This window comes from Amaricoccus sp. (assembly GCF_017995835.1).
Classification (GTDB): Bacteria; Pseudomonadota; Alphaproteobacteria; order Rhodobacterales; family Rhodobacteraceae; genus Amaricoccus.
On the sequence record NZ_JAGOID010000028.1, the window covers coordinates 1 to 16,106 of the forward strand.

The window sequence follows — 16,106 nt, forward strand, 5'->3', positions numbered from 1 at the left end:
CCGGAGGGACGGCTAGTCTGGTTCCACGACGCGCGCGTCGGCGAGGCGGTGTCGCTCCTGGAACTCCTGCGCCGGCTCGAGGTCGGGCGTCCCGACCTCGCCTGCCTCGTGACCACGGTCACGCTGACCTCGGCGGACCTGCTCGCCGCCCGCCTGCCGGACCGGGTGATCCACCAGTTCGTGCCGCTCGATGTCGCGCCCTGGATCGAGCGATTTCTCGACCACTGGCGTCCCGACCTCGCGGTCTGGACGGAAAGCGAGATCTGGCCGGCGACGCTCGTCGCCGTGTCGCGGCGTGGCGTGCCGATGGTGCTGATCAACGCCCGAATCTCCTCGCGCAGCCTGAAGCGCTGGCGGTTGGCGCGCGGCATGGCGCGGGCGCTGCTCCTGCGCTTCGACCGCATCCTCGCCCAGGACGATCTCGCCGGGGAGCATCTCGGCGAGCTTGGCGCCGACCCCGCGCGGCTCGAGGTCACGGGCTCGCTCAAGGAGGGCGCGGCGCCGCTCGGCCATGACGAAGCGGAGCGGGCGCGCATCGGCCGCGCGCTGGCCGGGCGGCCGGTGTGGCTGGCCGCCTCGACCCATCCCGGCGAGGAGGAGGTGGCGGCGACCGCCCATGTCGCGGCGCGGCGCAAGCTGCCGATGCTCGCGCTGATCCTCGCGCCCCGTCATCCGGTCCGGGGCGACGAGGTGGCGGCGATGCTGCGCGCCCGCGGCCTCGTGGTGGCGCAGCGCTCCAGGGACGAGTCGCTCACCGCCGATGTCGACGTCTATCTCGCCGACACCCTCGGGGAGATGGGACTGTGGTACCGCATCGCGCCGGTCAGCTTCGTCGGGGGCTCGATCGCCGAGGTCGGCGGGCACAACCCGTTCGAGCCGGCGCTCCTCGGCTCGGCGATCCTCTACGGGCCGCATGTGCGCAACTTTGCCGACGGCTATTCCCGGCTCGCGGCGGCGAGGGCGGCGGTGCGGGTCCGCGACGCCGACGAGCTCGCAGCAGGGCTGGCCGCGACCATCGCGCCGGATCGCGCGGCGGCGATGGCTGCGGCGGCCTGGGACGCGATGAGCGACGGCGCCGAGGTGACGGACCGCGTGCTCGAGGTGCTGGGCGGCTATCTCGACCGGGCCCCGGACTGATGCGCCAGCCGGCCTTCTGGAGCCGCCCCCCGGCGTCGCCGGGGCTCGCCGCGCGGCTCCTCGCGCCGCTCGCCTGGGTCTGGACCGCCGTGACCCGCCGGCGCCTGCGCCGGGCGGGGGCGCGGGTCGGCGCGCCGGTGATCTGCGTCGGCAACCTGACCATAGGGGGCGCCGGCAAGACCCCCACCGTCGCGGCCCTCGTCGATCTGCTCTCGGCGCGCGGGGTCGCCGCCCATGTCGTTTCGCGCGGCCATGGCGGCACGCTCAAGGGCCCCGTGCGCGTCGATCCGCGCGTGCACTCGGCGGCGCAGGTCGGCGACGAGCCGCTGCTCCTCGCCGCGGTCGCGCCGGTCTGGATCGGTCGCGACCGCGCCGCGGCCGCCCGCGCCGCCGTCGCGGCGGGCGCGCGCGCGCTCGTGCTCGACGACGGCTTCCAGAACCCCTCGCTGGCCAAGGATCTCTCGATCGTGGTGGTCGACGCCGGCTTCGGCTTCGGCAACGGCCGCGTCATCCCGGCGGGACCATTGCGCGAGCCGGTGACGGACGGGCTCGCCCGCGCCGATCTCGTGCTCGCCATCGGGCCGGAGGCGGCGCGGGCCCACCTCGCGGCGCAATGGCCGGCGCAGGCCGGGCGGCCGGGGCTCGCGGGCGAGGTCGCGCCGCTCGCGACCGGAATGGACTGGCGCGGGCTGCGGGCGCTCGCCTTCGCGGGGATCGCCCGCCCGGAGAAGTTCTTCGCGACCCTGCGCGGGCTCGGCGCCGAGGTGGTCGGCGCGCATGGCTTCGACGACCACGCCGCCTACGAGCCGCGCCTCCTCGCCCGGCTTGAGGCCGAGGCGCGGGGCCTGCGCGCACAGCTCGTGACCACCGAGAAGGACGCGGTCCGGTTGCCCCCGGCGTTCCGCCGGCAGACGCTGGTCGTGCCGGTGCGCCTCGAGATCGCCGACCCTGCGCCTCTCGTCGCGGCGCTGGAGCGGCTGGGGCTCTGATACCGGCGGGCTCATGAAACGACTCGCGGACCTTTTTGACCTTTGGCAATTTTATCGTGTGTATTCAGGTAGTTACCATACATATCACGCGTGTTAGCCCGTGTTGCGCCGGGTGGCTTGGTAGACTCGCCGGCATGCCGCGACGCCACGCCGGCGCGCCTCAGCTCCGTCCCGTCGAGCCGAACCCGCCCGCGCCGCGCGCCGTCTCCCCGAGCGCCGCAAGCTCGCGAAAGGCCGCGCGCGTCACCGGGGCCAGCACCATCTGCGCGATCCGCATGCCGTGCTCCACGGTGAACGGCCGTTCGCCGAGATTGACGAGGATCACCCCCACCGGCCCGCGATAGTCCGCGTCCACCGTCCCCGGCGCGTTGAGGAGCGTCACCCCCTCCTTCAGCGCCAGCCCCGAGCGCGGGCGCAGCTGCGCCTCCCAGCCCTCGGGCAGCTCCAGCGCGAAGCCGGTCGGGATCAGCCGCCGCTCGCCGGGCGCGAGCGTCACCGCCGCGCCGCCGGGCAGGTTCGCCCGCACGTCCGCGCCCGCCGCGCCGGCGGTGGCGTAGTCCGGCAGCGGCACCGCCGGGTCCGCGCCCGGCAACCGCAGGACGCCGACGGCGATCACGCCAGCGCCTGCGCGATGCGGTCGGCCAGCCGCTCCGCCGTCTCGACCTTGGAAAGCCGCGGCCAGGCCTCGGCCCCGGCTTCGGTGATGAGGATCGCGGCGTTCTCCGTTCCGCCCATGATCCCGGTGGCGGGGCTCACGTCGTTGGCCACCAGCCAGTCGCAGCCCTTGCGCAGCCGCTTGGCCGCGGCGTTCGCCAGCACGTCGTCGGTCTCCGCCGCGAAGCCCACCACCAGGCGCGGCCGCCCCTCGTTTCGGCGCGCGATCGCCTTCAGGATGTCCGGGTTCTCCACCAGCTCCAGCCTCGGCGGCGCGCCGGATCCGTCCTTCTTCATCTTCGACCCGCTCGCCGAGACGACCCGCCAGTCCGCCACCGCCGCCGCGAACACTGCCGCGTCGGCCGGCAGCGCCGCCTCGGCCGCCGCGAGCATCTCCACCGCCGTCTCGACCTCGTGGACCTCGCAGCCTGCCGGCCGCGGGGCCTCCGCCGGGCCGGTGACGAAGCTCACCCGTGCGCCCCGCCGCGCCAGCGCCTCGGCGATCGCCGCCCCCTGCCGCCCGGAGGAACGGTTGGCGATGTAGCGCACCGGGTCGATCGGCTCGTGCGTCGGCCCCGAGGTGACGAGCACGTGCCGCCCGGCGAGCGGTCCGCCGCCGGCCACGGCCGGCGCAGCGCCGAGCGCCGCCTCGATCGCCGCGAGGATCTGGGCCGGCTCGGCCATCCGCCCCGGCCCAAACTCGCCGCAGGCCATCTCGCCCTCGCCCGGGCCGACGAAGAGCGCGCCGTCGGCGGCGAGCGTCGCGACGTTGCGCGTCACCGCCGGATGCAGCCACATCCGCACGTTCATCGCCGGGGCAAGGAGCACCCGCTTGTCGGTGGCGAGGAGCAGCGTCGAGGCGAGGTCGTCGGCATGGCCGTTCGCGACCTTGGCCATCAGGTCCGCCGTCGCCGGCGCCACCACCACGAGGTCGGCCGCACGCGACAGCTGGATATGGCCCATCTCGGCCTCGTCCGTCAGGTCGAACAGCTCGCGATAGGCCTTCGCCCCCGCGATCGCCGCCAGCGACAGCGGCGTGACGAACTCCGCGCCGGCCCGCGTCAGCACCGGCGTCACCCGGCCCCCGGCCTTGCCGATCAGCCGGACGAGCTCGATGCTCTTGTAGGCGGCGACCCCGCCGCCGACGATCAGGAGGACGCTCCGCCCGAACAGCATTCCCGCGCTCCGCTCCGCCAATCCCGGCCTTGGTGTAGGGCCGCCCCGCCGCCCGCGCAACCGCGCGGCGCGCCACGCCGAGCGCGGCTATTGCGTCCAGTCGTCGATGCGGCGGATGTCGTCGTCGGACCAGCCGAGGTGGTGGGCGATCTCGTGGACGAGCACGTGCGCGACCAGCCGGTCGAGGGCGACGTCGCCGCGCTCGACCCACTCGTCGAGGATCGCCCGGCGGAACAGCCACACCACGTCCGGGCGGCTCGGCTGGGCCATCACCGAGCGCTCGGTGAGGGCGATGCCGTCGTAGAGCCCGGTCAGCTCGAAGGGATCCTCGATGCCGAGGTCGGCGAGCATCTCCTCGTCTGCGAAGTCCTCGACCCGGATGGCGAGCCCGGCGCAGACGTCGCGGACCTCCCGCGGCAGCGTCGCGAAGGCGGCGGCGGCGAGGCGCTCGATCTCGGCGAGCGAAGGGGGAAGGCGACCGGCCATGGCGGCCGGGTTAGACGGAAGGACGCGCGGGCGCAACGGCGGGCGCATCGTTCAGTTCCCCGCGACGATCAGCTCGGCTGCGCGGGCGGCGAGCATGATCGTCGGCGCGTTGGTGTTGGCCGAGGTGACGTTGGGAAAGGCCGAGGCGTCCGCGACGCGCAGCCCGGCCGCGCCACGCAGGCGCAGCTCGGGGTCGAGCGCGCCCCCGCTTCCCATCCGGCACGTCCCGCACAGGTGGTAGACCGATCCGGCGCGGGCGCGGAAATCGGCGAGGATGGCCGCGTCGTCCGCCCGGGCCGGGTCGAAGACCGGCGGCGCGGCGATGAGCGCGCGCATCGCCGCCGTCTCCTGCAACCGGCCGACGAGCCGCGCGCCGGCGAGAACAGCGGCGTGGTCGGCCTCGTCGGAGAGATAGCCGGTCACGATCCGCGGCGGCGTCCCGGGGTCCGCCGCGGCGATCTCGACCCGGCCCGCGCTCGACGGCCGGCAGGGGTTGAAGCCGAGGATGAAGCCCGGCCACGGATCGGGCCGGGTCAGCGGCCGCGCGCCGGCGAATTCGGCGGAGTAGCTCAGCGGGTTGAAGTAGAGCTGCATGTCGGGGCGCGGCGCGTCCGGGCGGCTCCGCACCAGCCCGCCCATCTGGTTGACGCTGAGCGCCAGCGGGCCGCTACGGGCGAGAAGGTAGCGCGCCCCGGCGCCGAGGCGTCCCGCCCACGTCCCCAGCACGTCGTTCAGCGTCGGCTCGGTGGCGCGGTAGGCGTAGTTGACGCCGACATGGTCCTGAAGCCCGCCCCCAACCGCAGGGACGGCAAGGACGACCGGGATGCCGAGCCGTTGCAGCAGCGGCCCGGGGCCGACGCCCGAGCGTTGCAGGATCACCGGCGAACCGACGGCGCCCGCCGCGAGGATCACCTCGCGCCGGGCCTTCAGCACCCGGGTCGCGCCGTGCCGGCGGATCTCGACGCCGGCGGCGCGGACGCCGTCGAAGATGACGCGAACGGCCAGCGTGTCGGTCAGCACGGCGAGGTTCGGCCGCCGGAGGGCAGGGCGCAGGAAGGCGTCGGCGGCCGAGCAGCGCCGGCCGTCGCGGGTGGAGAGGGGGTAGGGGCCGACACCCTCCGGCGCCGGGCCGTTCATGTCCGCCGTGACCGGCAGGCCGATCTCGCGGGCGGCGGCGAGGAAGTGGCGGCGGATCGGGTGGTATTGCGCTTCCGGCGTCTCGACCGAAACCGGCCCCGCGCCGGCGACCGCGCCGTCGGCGCGAACGCGGCGGGCGATGCGGGCGAAGACCGGGGCCACGTCGCGCGCCCCCCAGCCGGCGGCGCCGGCGTCGCGCCAGTCGTCATAGTCCGCGGGCAGCCCGTGGTGCCAGACCAGCGCGTTGATCGAGCCCGACCCGCCGAGCGTCCTGCCGCGGGGAACGTAGGGCGCGCGGCCGTCCAGCCCGGGATCGGGCTCGGCGTGGAAGCGCCAGTTGACGGACGGATCGAGGAAGGTCCTGCCATAGCCGATCGGCGTGCGGATCCAGAAGCGCCGGTCGTCGCCGCCGGCCTCGACGAGGATCACGCGGGCGCGCCCGTCGGCGCTCAGCCGGTCGGCGAGGACGCATCCCGCCGAGCCCGCCCCCACGATGACGTAGTCCGCCTCGTCCACCGCTCTCCCCGGCGCCGTCCGCCCATCCTTTGCGCGCGTGCGGCGGACGCGCAAGCGGGCGGGCTTATACGGGCGAGTCTGCCAGGCCACCCGGCGCAACACGGGCTAACACGCGTGATAGATAGGGTAACTATCTGAGTATAAACAATAAAAATGTCAAAAGTCAAAAAGGCCCGCGAGTCGCTTCATGAGCCCGCCGGGCTTAACCCTTTCTTTACGCCGGGGATGCGCGGCGGGACCAAACCCGGCATGCTCGTAAAAGTTTAGACGCATGCCGCGGAGCCGACCATGATCTCGCCGACCGCCCTCCAGATCGCCGTCGGCTACGGACGCGCCCGGACGGCCGGCGCGACGGCGCGGCTCGTCGCCGTGGTGGCGGAGCCGGCGGGCGCGGCGTCGCGCCCGGCGCCCCGGCCCGCGCCGCGCCGCGTCGCCGCCGACCTTGAGGCGCTGGCTTGCGACGGCGTCCGCCTGCGCGACGTCGCCGCCGCCCGCGCGGCCCTCGCCGCCTTCACCGCCGGCGACGGCTACCTGCCCGGCCAGATCATCGACCGCGCCATCTGATCGGACGCTAGATAAAACTTTGCTGGAAGAGGCGATGGTAAGTGTTAACATCTAAGAGTAGCCGCATAGTTCATCCTCCTCTGGATGAGATTACGCGTCTGCGACAGCCTCTGACCGCAGGTGAGCGTGCGGTGCTTGACCTGTTCATCCGGAAACTGCCTCCTGACTGGGAGATTTATGTGCAGCCGCATCTGAATGGATTGCGCCCAGACTTCGTACTGCTCAATCCCAAAGTTGGGATCGGTGTGTTTGAGGTAAAGGACTGGGATTTCAATGCGATGTCCTATCGTAACGATTTTCCCCAAGGAGCAGACGGTCGAACCAAACGCCCCACCCTGCGCGCCTCCCGCGACGGTAAAGCGTTCGATGTCTTGCCGAATCCGATTCAGCAGCTTCGCCGATATAAAGAAGAAATTCACCACCTCTACTGCCCACGACTGGAAGAGAAGAATGGATTCGCCGTTATTACGGCGGGGCTGATTTTCCCCTTTGCCTCCCGAGACAACGTAGCTGCCCTCGTGGCGCCGCACCAGACATGGGAAGAGCGCGAGAAATACCCTCGATACTCCCCGATCAGTGGCAGGGAGGCGATCTCATCGGGTTGCGTGGAAGAAATCTTCCCCGAGAACGCGCGGCAGTCCTCTCGCTATATGACGCCGGATCACGCAGACGATCTTCGAGGGTGGCTCGTGGAACCTGACTTCTCTGCCGACCAGAGAAAGTCACTGGAAATGGATGCACGGCAACGCTCTTTGGCCGACACAAGGACTGACAGCGGCTACCGTCGCATCAAGGGACCTGCTGGCTCAGGAAAGTCCGTCGTCTTGGCTGCTCGTGCGGCAAAGCTGGCGGCAGAAGGAAAGTCCGTTCTCATTGCGACATACAACATCACACTTTGGCACTATCTGCGTGATCTCGTTGCCCGAGCCAGCGGCGAGCCCGGCTGGTCGAACGGGATTACCACGTTGAACTTCCATGAGTGGTGCCGACGCACCTGCCATGAAGCAGGGCAGAGATGGAGCGAAGAATACTCTGGCCTCTTCGCAAATGTGCCCGAGAAACCCGACGACCCAAGTCTGAGAAAAGAGTGGAGAAGAGAGTGGCAACAGGCCGTAGATCGTATCCTCGACGTAGATGTACCTGACCTCGCTTCCCGCGCGGTGGGGGAACCGAGCGTTACGCGATACGATGCGATACTAGTCGATGAGGGCCAGGATTATCGTCTGGATTGGTGGAATGCTCTGCGCCGTGCAGTCAAGGAGGGCGGCGAGTGCGTTTTGATCGCTGACTCGACCCAAGATGTCTATGGGACAGCCGGAGCTTGGACCGATAGCGCGATGCGCGGGGCTGGTTTCAGCGGTGGCTGGGCACAGCTTGAGACCAGCTATCGACTACCGTACGACGCGATGGAGATGGCACGTATCTTTGCGCAGGAGTTCCTACCTCAGGAGACGACTGATCTCCCCAAACCCGAACAGGGTTCCCTTGCCCTGCATCCGTGCACGCTTCGATGGGTCCAACGTGATCCGGCAACGACTGCTACGGATAGCTGCGTGGCAGAGATCCTCTCGATGCTGAAGCGATCGGGACGGGATGGGCACGCTAACGCGGACATCTGCCTCCTGACGGATGACCAATATGTTGGTGCCGAAGTTATTCGGCTGCTCGGGGAAAAGAACATTCATTTCGTGTCGACGTTTGATGAGCGCGGGATGGAGTCTAAACGAAAAAAGATGGGATTCTGGATGGGAGATGCACGGTTAAAGGCGACAACAATTCACAGCTTCAAGGGCTGGGAGTCCCGTCTTCTCGTGGTCCATATCACACGCGCATTCACGGCTGACGCTTGCGCGCTGATCTATGCGGGACTTACGAGGCTGAAGCGCAGTGTCCAGGGTAGCCATCTTACGGTTGTGTGCACGGCGCCAGAACTTTCGGAGTTCGGCCGACAATGGCCGGAGCAAGGATAACGGATGTCCGTGTTCCCGTTGGTGATTTTGACGTGTCCCATGTTCGCCGTCCGAAACCACCAGATTCTGCAAGGCAGCGATACGGGAAGAGTGCCGATGTACCGCCCAAAGCCCCGCGCCGCGCGGCCGGCCGGGTCACGGCGGCAGGCCGGCCTCGGCGAGCAGCGCCGCGGCCGCTTCCGCAGCGAGACGCTTCTCCGCCTGTCCCGCGATGGGCACCCGGCCGACCTCGAGCAGGAGCGGCGCGGCGAAGGGCGTGACATGCGGCGCGGGCGCGACGTCGATGCGCCCGGCGACGCGGGCGAGCATCTCCTCGATGCGGCCGAAGTCGACGAGCCCGCGCACCGCCTCGATCCGCGTCACCCGCAGCATCAGGTGGTCCGGGTCGTGCCGGCGCAGGGTGTCGTAGAGGATGTCGGAGGAAACGGTGGTCTGCCGGCCGGTCTTGCGCAGGCCGGGCAGGTTGCGGTCGACGAGCCCGGCGATCCGGGCCGAGGTGCGGAAGGTGCGCTTCATCACCGCGTTGCCGCTGAGCCAGGTGTCGAGCCCGGCGCGGAGGTCGCGCGGATCGAGCAGCGCGGCCGGGTCGGGCGGCGCGGCGAGGCCCCAGACGAGCAGCGCGTAGTCGGTGGCGACGAAGCCGAGCGGGTCGAGCCCGGCCTCCTCCATCCGCCGGGTGACGAGCAGGCCGAGGGTCTGGTGGGCGTTGCGCCCGGCGAAGCCGTATATCGCCAGATGCGCCCGCCCGCCGCGGGGAAAGGTCTCGACGAGGAGCCGGTCCGGGCGGGGGAGCCGGCTCATGTGGGCTTGCAGGTCGAGCCAGTCGCGCAACCAGGGCGGCAGGTCCGGCCAGCGCTCCGGATCGGCGATCAGCCCGACGACGCGCCGCGAGAGCTGGGTCGAGGTGGCGAGCTTCGTGCCGTAGAAGACCGCGATCTTCGGCTCGCGCGAGGCCTGGCGGGTGACTTCGAGCGTCGTCTCGCGCAGGCGCTCGAAGCGCACGGTCTCGCCGCCGATCAGGAAGGTGTCGCCCGGGGTCAGCGTCGCGGCGAAGTCCTCGTCGACCTCGCCGAGGGCGGCCCCGCCGCGCAGCCGCACGGGCACGGTCTCGACCTCGGCGATCGTGCCGACGTTCATGCGGATGGTGCGGGCGCGGCGCGGGTCGCGCAGCGACCAGAGGCCGTCGCGCAGCAGCAGACGGCGCCAGCGGTCGTAGGCGCGCAGCGCGTAGCCGCCGGTGGCGCAGAACTCGAGGCAGGCGTCGAAATCCGCGCGCGCCAGGCGCGCGTAGGGCCCCGCCGTGCGGACCTCGGCGAAGAGCGCGTCGGCGGCGAACGGGCCGGCGCAGGCGGTGAGCAGCATGTGCTGGCAGAGAACGTCGAGCGGGCCGTCGCCGCGCGGCTCGCCGTCGAGGTCGTGCTCGGCGACGGCGTCGAGGGCGGCGCGGCATTCCAGCGCCTCGAAGCGGTTCGCCGGCACGAGGATCGCCCGCGACGGCGCGTTGTAGCGGTGGTTGGCCCGGCCGATGCGCTGGACGAGGCGCTTGACGTTCTTCGGCGCGCCGACCTGCACGACGAGATCGACGTCGCCCCAGTCGATGCCGAGGTCGAGCGAGCCGGTGGCGACGACGGCGCGGAGGCGCCCCTCGGTCATGGCGGCCTCGACCCGCAGCCGCGCCTCGCGCGACAGCGAGCCGTGGTGGAGGCCAATGGGCAGCGCCTCGGCGTTCTCTGCCCAGAGCGCCTGGAAGAACAGCTCGGCCTGGGCGCGGGTGTTGATGAAGACGAGGGTGACGCGGTTCGCCCGGATCAGGTCCATCACCGCGGGGGCGGCGTGGCGGCCGCCCTGGCCGGCCCAGGGCGGCGGCGCCTCGGTCTCGAGGATGGCGATGTCGGGGTCGGGGCCGGGGTCGGCGGCGAGGACGCGCGCGCCGCCGCCGAGGAAGCGGGCGAGCGCCGGCGGATCGTCCACGGTGGCGGAGAGCCCGACGCGGCGCATCGCGGGCGCGAGCCCTTGCAGCCGGGCGAGGCAGAGCGCGAGCTGGTCGCCGCGCTTGCTCTCGGCCAGCGCGTGGATCTCGTCGAGGACGACGCGCGACAGGCTGGCGAAGATCGCCGGCGCCTCGGGATAGGACAGCATGAGCGCGAGGCTCTCGGGCGTGGTCAGCAGGATGTGCGGCGGATCGACGCGCTGGCGGGCGCGGGCGGTGGCCCCGGTGTCGCCGGTGCGGTCCTCGATGCGGATGTCGAGGCCCATCTCGGCGACCGGCCGGGCGAGGTTGCGGCGGATGTCGGCGGCGAGCGCCTTGAGCGGCGAGACGTAAAGGGTGTGCAGCCCCGGCGGCGGCGCGGCCCCGAGCTCGACGAGCGACGGCAGGAAGCCCGCCAGCGTCTTGCCGCCGCCGGTCGGCGCGATCAGCAGCGTCGCCGGGTCGGCGGCGCGGGCGAGAAGCGCGAGCTGGTGCGGATGCGGCGTCCAGCCGCGCGCCGCGAACCAGCCGGCGAATGGTTCGGGCAGGCGGTGGGCGTCGAGGGGCATCAAGGACGATCCCGGCGCAATCGGCGTCAGGCAGGCGTGAACAGCAGCTTGAAGTACGAGCGCAGCAGCAGGATCTGGCGGGGCAGCAGGGCGGGGTCGCCCGTCGCCTTGGCCATGACGATGCCGCCCTCGACCGCGGTCGAGATCATGTCGGCGAGATCGGAGAGATCGGCCGCGTCGCGCGGCGGATAGCGCCTCGCCACGCCTTCCAGTTCGCCGAGGAAGCGGCGGCGCCAGCCGAGCGTCGCCTCGCGGTTGAGCGTGCGGACCTCGGCGTCGAAGAGCCGCTCCTGGTAGCAGATCGTCGCCACCATGCAGCCGGGATGGCCGTTCGGGATGTCGCCGAACAGTTCGGCGAACAGGCGGAGCGAGATCAGCAGGGCCTGGAGCGGGTCGTCGGAAAGCTCGTGGCCGCGTCGGAACACGTCGTCGAGGATGCGGTCGTCCTCCTCGACGTAACGCTCGAGCAGGGCGCGGGCGAGCTGGTTCTTGTCGCGGAAGTGATAGAAGAAGCCGCTGCGGGTGACCTCGGCGCCGGCGACGATTTCCTCGATGGTGGTGGCGTCGAAGCCCTTCGACAGGATCGCGGCGAGCGCGACGTCGAGCATGCGCGTGCGCGCCGGGCTGGGACGGGCTTTCGCAAGGCTCTCAACTGTACCCATGGTGCAGTCTCCCCATCGGGACGGGCCGCCGCCGCAAGGGCGCGCGCGGCCATGCCTTTGGAACAATTCCGGTTTCCAGAGAGCGCACCCACTGTACCGCAAAACGGCTATCGCCTCCACCGCGGAATGGGGATCATGCGCCATCAACGAACGATGGAGGACGTTATGGCAAAGGCGAAGTATCGGCACGCGCTGCCGCAGACGGGCGAAAGTATGTTCCTCGCAGATGGCGGGATCGAGACCACGTTGATCTTCCATCAGGGAGTGGAACTCAGGAGCTTTGCGGCCTTCGAACTTCTCGGCACCGAGGAGGGGCGGCGCGAGCTCTCGGCGTATTTCACGCCCTACGTGGCGCTCGCCCGGGCGCACGGGAGCGGGCTCGTGCTCGAGTCGGCGACCTGGCGGTCGAACCCGGAATGGGGCGCGGCGCTCGGCTACGGGGCGGAGGCGCTCGACGCGATCAACGCGGCGGGGATCGAGTTCCTCCTCGCGCTGCGCGCGGCGGAGGAGACGGCGGCCGGCCCGATCGTGGTGAGCGGCTGCGTCGGCCCGCGCGGCGACGGCTACGCCCCGGAGGTGAGCATGAGCGCGGACGAGGCGGAGGCCTATCACGGCCGGCAGGTCCGGGTCTTCGCCGAGGCGGGGGCGGATCTGGTGACGGCGATCACCATGACCTATCCCGAGGAGGGGATCGGCGTGGCGCGCGCGGCGCGGGCGGCGGGGATCCCGGCGGTGGTCTCGTTCACCGTGGAGACGGACGGGCGCCTGCGCTCGGGGCATACGCTCGCCGAGGCCATCGCGCTCTGCGACGCGGCGACGGAGGCGTATCCGGCCTATTACATGGTCAACTGCGCCCATCCGACGCATTTCGAGGACTGCCTCGCCGGCGAGGCCTGGCTGGAGCGGATCGGCGGCGTGCGCGCCAACGCCTCGAAGATGAGCCACGCCGAGCTCGACGAGGCGCCCGAGCTCGACGACGGCGACCCGGCGGAGTTCGGCGAGGACTATCGCCGGCTGCGCGCGCGACTGCCGCGACTGCGGGTGCTCGGCGGCTGCTGCGGCACCGACCACCGCCACATCGGCGCGGCGGGCCATGCGTGCCACGGCCATGCCCGCGCGGCCTGAGCCCGTCCGGCTGCGGCCGGCGCGGCGCGAGGACGCCGCCGATCTCGCGCGGCTGATCGACCTCGCGGGCGAGGGGCTGGCGCGGCATGTCTGGGCGGGGATGGCCGGGCCGGGCGAGGATCCGATGGCCGTCGGCGCGCGGCGGGCGGCGCGCGACGAGGGGGCGTTCTCGTGGCGCAACGCCGTGGCGGCCGAGGCGGCCGGCGCGGTGGCGGGGGCGCTCGTCACCTACCGCATCGCGGCGGCGGAGCCCGTCGAGGGGCTGCCGGCGCTCTTCCGGCCGTTGCAGGCGCTGGAGAACCTGGCGGTGGGGACGCAGTACGTGAACGCCGTTGCGGTCTGTCCCCGCTTCCGGCGACGGGGCGTCGGACGGGCGCTGATGGCCGAGGCGGCGCGGCGGTCGGCGGGCGCGGCGGGGCTGAGCCTCATCGTCGCGGACGCCAACGCCGGGGCGATTGTGCTCTACCGCGCCTGCGGGTTCGCCGAGGCGGCGCGGGAGGCGATCGCGATCGCTGACGGCTGGAGCGGTCATGGCGCGGACTGGGTGCTGATGCGCGCGCCCGCAGCGCGCGGGTGAGCGTGCGGCGTTTCCGCCTCGATCTGCGCGGTTGACGGGATTGCGGCATGTGGTTCCTATACCCGGCAACAGTGAGGCGAGGGGAAAACCCATGCGCGTTGTCCTGATGCTCGGAGCGTGTCTCGCGCTGGCCGCCTGCGACGCGCCGCCGCCGGCGGACCCGGTGGCCGACGACAGCGCCAGATGCGCCGCCGCCGGCTTCGCCCCGGGCAGCGAGGAAATGGCCCGGTGCATGCGCACCGCCTCGCAGGAGCGTCAGGGCGACGCCGACCGCGCCGCGTGGCAGGCGGCGCAGGACCAGCGCACCGCCGAGCGCGAACAGGCGCGGCAGGACCGCAAGGACGCCGCCGACGACGCGGCCTGGCGCAAGCACTCCGAGGAAGTCCAGGAGATGATGGGGATGCCCGCCGTCGGCTACGACCGGGACGCGATCATCGGCGACGACGACCAGCCGCCCACCGCCTCGCGGATCCCGGGCATGGAGTGCACCGGCATCGGCGACGACGAAAGCTGCGACGCCCTGTCGAGCGACTAGGGCCGCGGGGGGCCTTGCGGGGGCGCGGCGAGGGCGGAGCCCGGTCACGGCCGCACGGGTCGGGGCTCGTGCCGCGGCGGCGGCGGATCTCGTGACAGGCGCGCGGCGCGGCTTGCATCCCGGGCCGAGTGGGGCTATGTGCGCGCCACTCTAAATCCACAGGCGGGGCTCGGGCGCCCCGGGGGAGACATCCCCGCGCGTCCACCGGTTGGCCGACAGGCCCAATCCCCGCCGCGGCGAAACCGGAAAGGAAATACTGCCGTGGCTCTTCCCGAGTTCACCTTGCGTCAGCTTCTCGAAGCCGGCGTCCACTTCGGCCACCAGTCCCACCGCTGGAACCCGCGCATGGGGCCGTACATCTACGGCGCCCGCAACGGCATCCACGTGATCGACCTCACCCAGACCGTGCCGCTCCTCGACCAGGCGCTGCTCGCTGTGCGCAACACCGTGGCCAAGGGCGGGCGCATCCTCTTCGTCGGCACCAAGCGGCAGGCGCAGAAGGCCGTCGCCGAGGCCGCCGAGCGGTCGGCGCAATACTACATGAACCACCGCTGGCTCGGCGGCACGCTGACCAACTGGAAGACGGTCTCCCAGTCGATCGCGCGGCTGAAGTCGATCGACGAGAAGCTCGCCGCCGGCGCCGAGGGCCTGACCAAGAAGGAGCGGCTCGGGCTCGAGCGCGAGCAGTCCAAGCTCCAGCAGTCGCTCGGCGGCATCCGCGAGATGGGCGGCGTGCCGGACCTGCTGTTCGTGATCGACACGAACAAGGAGGATCTCGCGGTGCTCGAGGCCAAGAAGCTCGGCATCCCGGTGATCGCGGTGCTCGACACCAACTCGTCGCCGGACGGCATCAGCTTCCCGATCCCGGGCAACGACGACGCGGCCCGCGCGATCGCGCTCTACTGCGACCTGATCGCGCGTGCGGCGCTCGACGGCATGGCCGCCCAGATGGGCGCGGCCGGCGTCGACATCGGCGGGCTCGAGGAAGGCCCGGTCGAGGATGCGCTGATCGAGGAATCGGTCGAGTCCGAGGGCTGAGGCCCGACCGCCTTCAAGTTTGCGCCGCGGGCCCCGACCGAGGGGCCCGCGGCGCCGATTCCATAGCAAGAACAAGGAGAGCGGGCATGTCGATCACCGCGACGATGGTCAAGGAACTGCGCGACGTTTCCGGCGCCGGCATGATGGACGCCAAGAAGGCGCTGACCGAGACGAACGGCGACATGGAGGCGGCCGTCGACTGGCTGCGGACCAAGGGCCTCGCCAAGGCGGCGAAGAAGTCGGGCCGCACCGCGGCCGAGGGCCTTGTCGGCGTCGCGGTCAGGGGCGGCGTCGGCGTCGCGGTCGAGGTGAACTCCGAGACCGACTTCGTGGCGCGCAACTCGGACTTCCAGGAGATCGTGCGCGCGATCGCCCAGGTCGCGACCGGCTGCGCCGACATCGAGGCGCTCAAGGGTGCGAAGCTCGGCGACAAGACCGTCGAGGAGGCGGTGACCGAGAAGATCGTCACCATCGGCGAGAACCTTCACCTGCGCCGCATGATCGCGGTCGAGGGCGACACGGTCGCGTCCTACGTCCACAACGCCGTCGCCGACAACCTCGGCAAGATCGGCGTGCTGGTGGCGCTGAAGGGCGCGGACAACGGCATCGGCAAGCAGATCGCCATGCACGTGGCGGCGACCGCGCCGGCCTCTCTCTCCGAGAAGGATCTCGATCCGGCCGTGATCGAGCGCGAGAAGAACGTGCTGACCGAGCAGGCCCGCGAGAGCGGCAAGCCGGAGGCGGTGATCGAGAAGATGATCGTCGGGCGGATGCAGAAGTTCTACGAGGAGGTCACGCTCCTCAACCAGAAGTTCGTCATCAATCCCGACACCACGGTCGGCCAGGCGGCGAAGGAGGCCGGCGTCGAGGTCGTCGCCTTCGCGCGGCTCGCCGTGGGCGAGGGCGTCGAGAAGGAGACCGAGGACTTCGCGGCCGAGGTGGCCAAGACCGCCGGTCGTTGAGCGGATTCGCTGTCGGCGGCGCAACCGGTTGTGTCGCCGG

Annotated in this window: 15 protein-coding genes; 9 read left to right on the forward strand and 6 right to left on the reverse strand. The window is 71.5% G+C overall.

Features of this window, described 5'->3' with window-relative positions:
* Positions 1 to 1,137: glycosyltransferase N-terminal domain-containing protein (locus KBA23_RS06570; RefSeq protein ID WP_290738276.1), on the forward strand; the 1,137-nt coding region annotated here is incomplete at its 5' end.
* On the forward strand, positions 1,137 to 2,126 hold the full coding sequence (lpxK, locus tag KBA23_RS06575) for a tetraacyldisaccharide 4'-kinase (protein WP_290738279.1): 990 nt from the start codon (positions 1,137 to 1,139) through the stop codon (positions 2,124 to 2,126). The genes KBA23_RS06570 and lpxK, both read left to right, overlap by 1 nt.
* A 160-nt stretch (positions 2,127 to 2,286) precedes the next feature.
* Here lpxK and dut read toward each other — a convergent pair whose 3' ends face one another.
* The 4 genes from dut to KBA23_RS06595 all read right to left on the reverse strand — a co-directional run bounded on the left by dut (position 2,287) and on the right by KBA23_RS06595 (position 6,095).
* A complete protein-coding gene (gene dut / locus KBA23_RS06580; RefSeq protein ID WP_290738282.1) occupies positions 2,287 to 2,742 on the reverse strand; it encodes a dUTP diphosphatase in 456 nt (151 codons plus the stop codon).
* Complete coding sequence (coaBC, locus tag KBA23_RS06585) at positions 2,739 to 3,956, reverse strand: bifunctional phosphopantothenoylcysteine decarboxylase/phosphopantothenate--cysteine ligase CoaBC (RefSeq protein ID WP_290738285.1); 1,218 nt, start codon at positions 3,954 to 3,956, stop codon at positions 2,739 to 2,741. The genes dut and coaBC overlap by 4 nt, the downstream gene beginning before the upstream one ends.
* Before the next feature lie 87 nt (positions 3,957 to 4,043).
* Positions 4,044 to 4,442 (reverse strand): metallopeptidase family protein, encoded by a 399-nt coding sequence (locus tag KBA23_RS06590; RefSeq protein WP_290738287.1) that lies wholly within the window; start codon positions 4,440 to 4,442, stop codon positions 4,044 to 4,046.
* A 51-nt stretch (positions 4,443 to 4,493) separates the two neighbouring features.
* Positions 4,494 to 6,095: a GMC family oxidoreductase N-terminal domain-containing protein gene (locus KBA23_RS06595; protein ID WP_290738291.1), complete on the reverse strand. Its 1,602-nt coding sequence runs from the start codon at positions 6,093 to 6,095 to the stop codon at positions 4,494 to 4,496.
* Between the two features lie 288 nt (positions 6,096 to 6,383).
* Here KBA23_RS06595 and KBA23_RS06600 point away from each other — a divergent pair, with 288 nt between their 5' ends.
* On the forward strand, positions 6,384 to 6,659 hold the full coding sequence (locus KBA23_RS06600) for a hypothetical protein (protein ID WP_290738294.1): 276 nt from the start codon (positions 6,384 to 6,386) through the stop codon (positions 6,657 to 6,659).
* A 41-nt stretch (positions 6,660 to 6,700) separates the two neighbouring features.
* Positions 6,701 to 8,629: an AAA family ATPase gene (locus KBA23_RS06605; RefSeq protein WP_290738297.1), complete on the forward strand. Its 1,929-nt coding sequence runs from the start codon at positions 6,701 to 6,703 to the stop codon at positions 8,627 to 8,629.
* A gap of 135 nt (positions 8,630 to 8,764) precedes the next feature.
* On the opposite strand, the gene KBA23_RS06610 is transcribed toward KBA23_RS06605, so the two are convergent.
* Together KBA23_RS06610 and KBA23_RS06615 are read right to left on the reverse strand one after the other, a co-directional pair.
* The gene (locus tag KBA23_RS06610; RefSeq protein ID WP_290738300.1) at positions 8,765 to 11,167 is read right to left on the reverse strand and encodes a ligase-associated DNA damage response DEXH box helicase; all 2,403 of its coding nucleotides are present in this window, start codon (positions 11,165 to 11,167) and stop codon (positions 8,765 to 8,767) included.
* Between the two features lie 26 nt (positions 11,168 to 11,193).
* Positions 11,194 to 11,829, reverse strand: a complete 636-nt coding sequence (locus KBA23_RS06615; protein WP_290738303.1) for a TetR/AcrR family transcriptional regulator — start codon at positions 11,827 to 11,829, stop codon at positions 11,194 to 11,196.
* Between the two features lie 165 nt (positions 11,830 to 11,994).
* Between KBA23_RS06615 and KBA23_RS06620 the strand changes: the two genes are divergently transcribed.
* The 5 genes from KBA23_RS06620 to tsf all read left to right on the forward strand — a co-directional run bounded on the left by KBA23_RS06620 (position 11,995) and on the right by tsf (position 16,066).
* Positions 11,995 to 12,954, forward strand: a complete 960-nt coding sequence (locus KBA23_RS06620; protein ID WP_290738307.1) for a homocysteine S-methyltransferase family protein — start codon at positions 11,995 to 11,997, stop codon at positions 12,952 to 12,954.
* Positions 12,938 to 13,531 carry a GNAT family N-acetyltransferase gene (locus KBA23_RS06625; protein ID WP_290738310.1) on the forward strand — a complete coding sequence of 198 codons (594 nt, stop codon included), beginning with the start codon at positions 12,938 to 12,940 and terminating at the stop codon, positions 13,529 to 13,531. The genes KBA23_RS06620 and KBA23_RS06625 overlap by 17 nt, the downstream gene beginning before the upstream one ends.
* Positions 13,532 to 13,622: 91 nt before the next feature.
* Positions 13,623 to 14,066, forward strand: coding sequence for a hypothetical protein (locus KBA23_RS06630; protein WP_290738313.1), 444 nt, complete (start codon positions 13,623 to 13,625; stop codon positions 14,064 to 14,066).
* A 261-nt stretch (positions 14,067 to 14,327) separates the two neighbouring features.
* Positions 14,328 to 15,104 (forward strand): 30S ribosomal protein S2, encoded by a 777-nt coding sequence (rpsB, locus tag KBA23_RS06635; protein ID WP_290738316.1) that lies wholly within the window; start codon positions 14,328 to 14,330, stop codon positions 15,102 to 15,104.
* An 86-nt stretch (positions 15,105 to 15,190) separates the two neighbouring features.
* On the forward strand, positions 15,191 to 16,066 hold the full coding sequence (gene tsf, locus KBA23_RS06640) for a translation elongation factor Ts (protein ID WP_290738319.1): 876 nt from the start codon (positions 15,191 to 15,193) through the stop codon (positions 16,064 to 16,066).
* Positions 16,067 to 16,106: the final 40 nt, after the last annotated feature.

Bases quoted from the DNA above. Each gene is read 5' to 3' on its own strand.
- lpxK (WP_290738279.1), top strand. From the start codon at position 1,137: ATGCGCCAGCCGGCCTTCTGGAGCCGCCCCCCGGCGTCGCCGGGGCTC.
- coaBC (WP_290738285.1), bottom strand. From the start codon at position 3,956: ATGCTGTTCGGGCGGAGCGTCCTCCTGATCGTCGGCGGCGGGGTCGCC.
- KBA23_RS06590 (WP_290738287.1), bottom strand. From the start codon at position 4,442: ATGGCCGGTCGCCTTCCCCCTTCGCTCGCCGAGATCGAGCGCCTCGCC.
- KBA23_RS06600 (WP_290738294.1), top strand. From the start codon at position 6,384: ATGATCTCGCCGACCGCCCTCCAGATCGCCGTCGGCTACGGACGCGCC.
- KBA23_RS06610 (WP_290738300.1), bottom strand. From the start codon at position 11,167: ATGCCCCTCGACGCCCACCGCCTGCCCGAACCATTCGCCGGCTGGTTC.
- KBA23_RS06615 (WP_290738303.1), bottom strand. From the start codon at position 11,829: ATGGGTACAGTTGAGAGCCTTGCGAAAGCCCGTCCCAGCCCGGCGCGC.
- KBA23_RS06620 (WP_290738307.1), top strand. From the start codon at position 11,995: ATGGCAAAGGCGAAGTATCGGCACGCGCTGCCGCAGACGGGCGAAAGT.
- KBA23_RS06625 (WP_290738310.1), top strand. From the start codon at position 12,938: ATGCCCGCGCGGCCTGAGCCCGTCCGGCTGCGGCCGGCGCGGCGCGAG.
- KBA23_RS06630 (WP_290738313.1), top strand. From the start codon at position 13,623: ATGCGCGTTGTCCTGATGCTCGGAGCGTGTCTCGCGCTGGCCGCCTGC.
- tsf (WP_290738319.1), top strand. From the start codon at position 15,191: ATGTCGATCACCGCGACGATGGTCAAGGAACTGCGCGACGTTTCCGGC.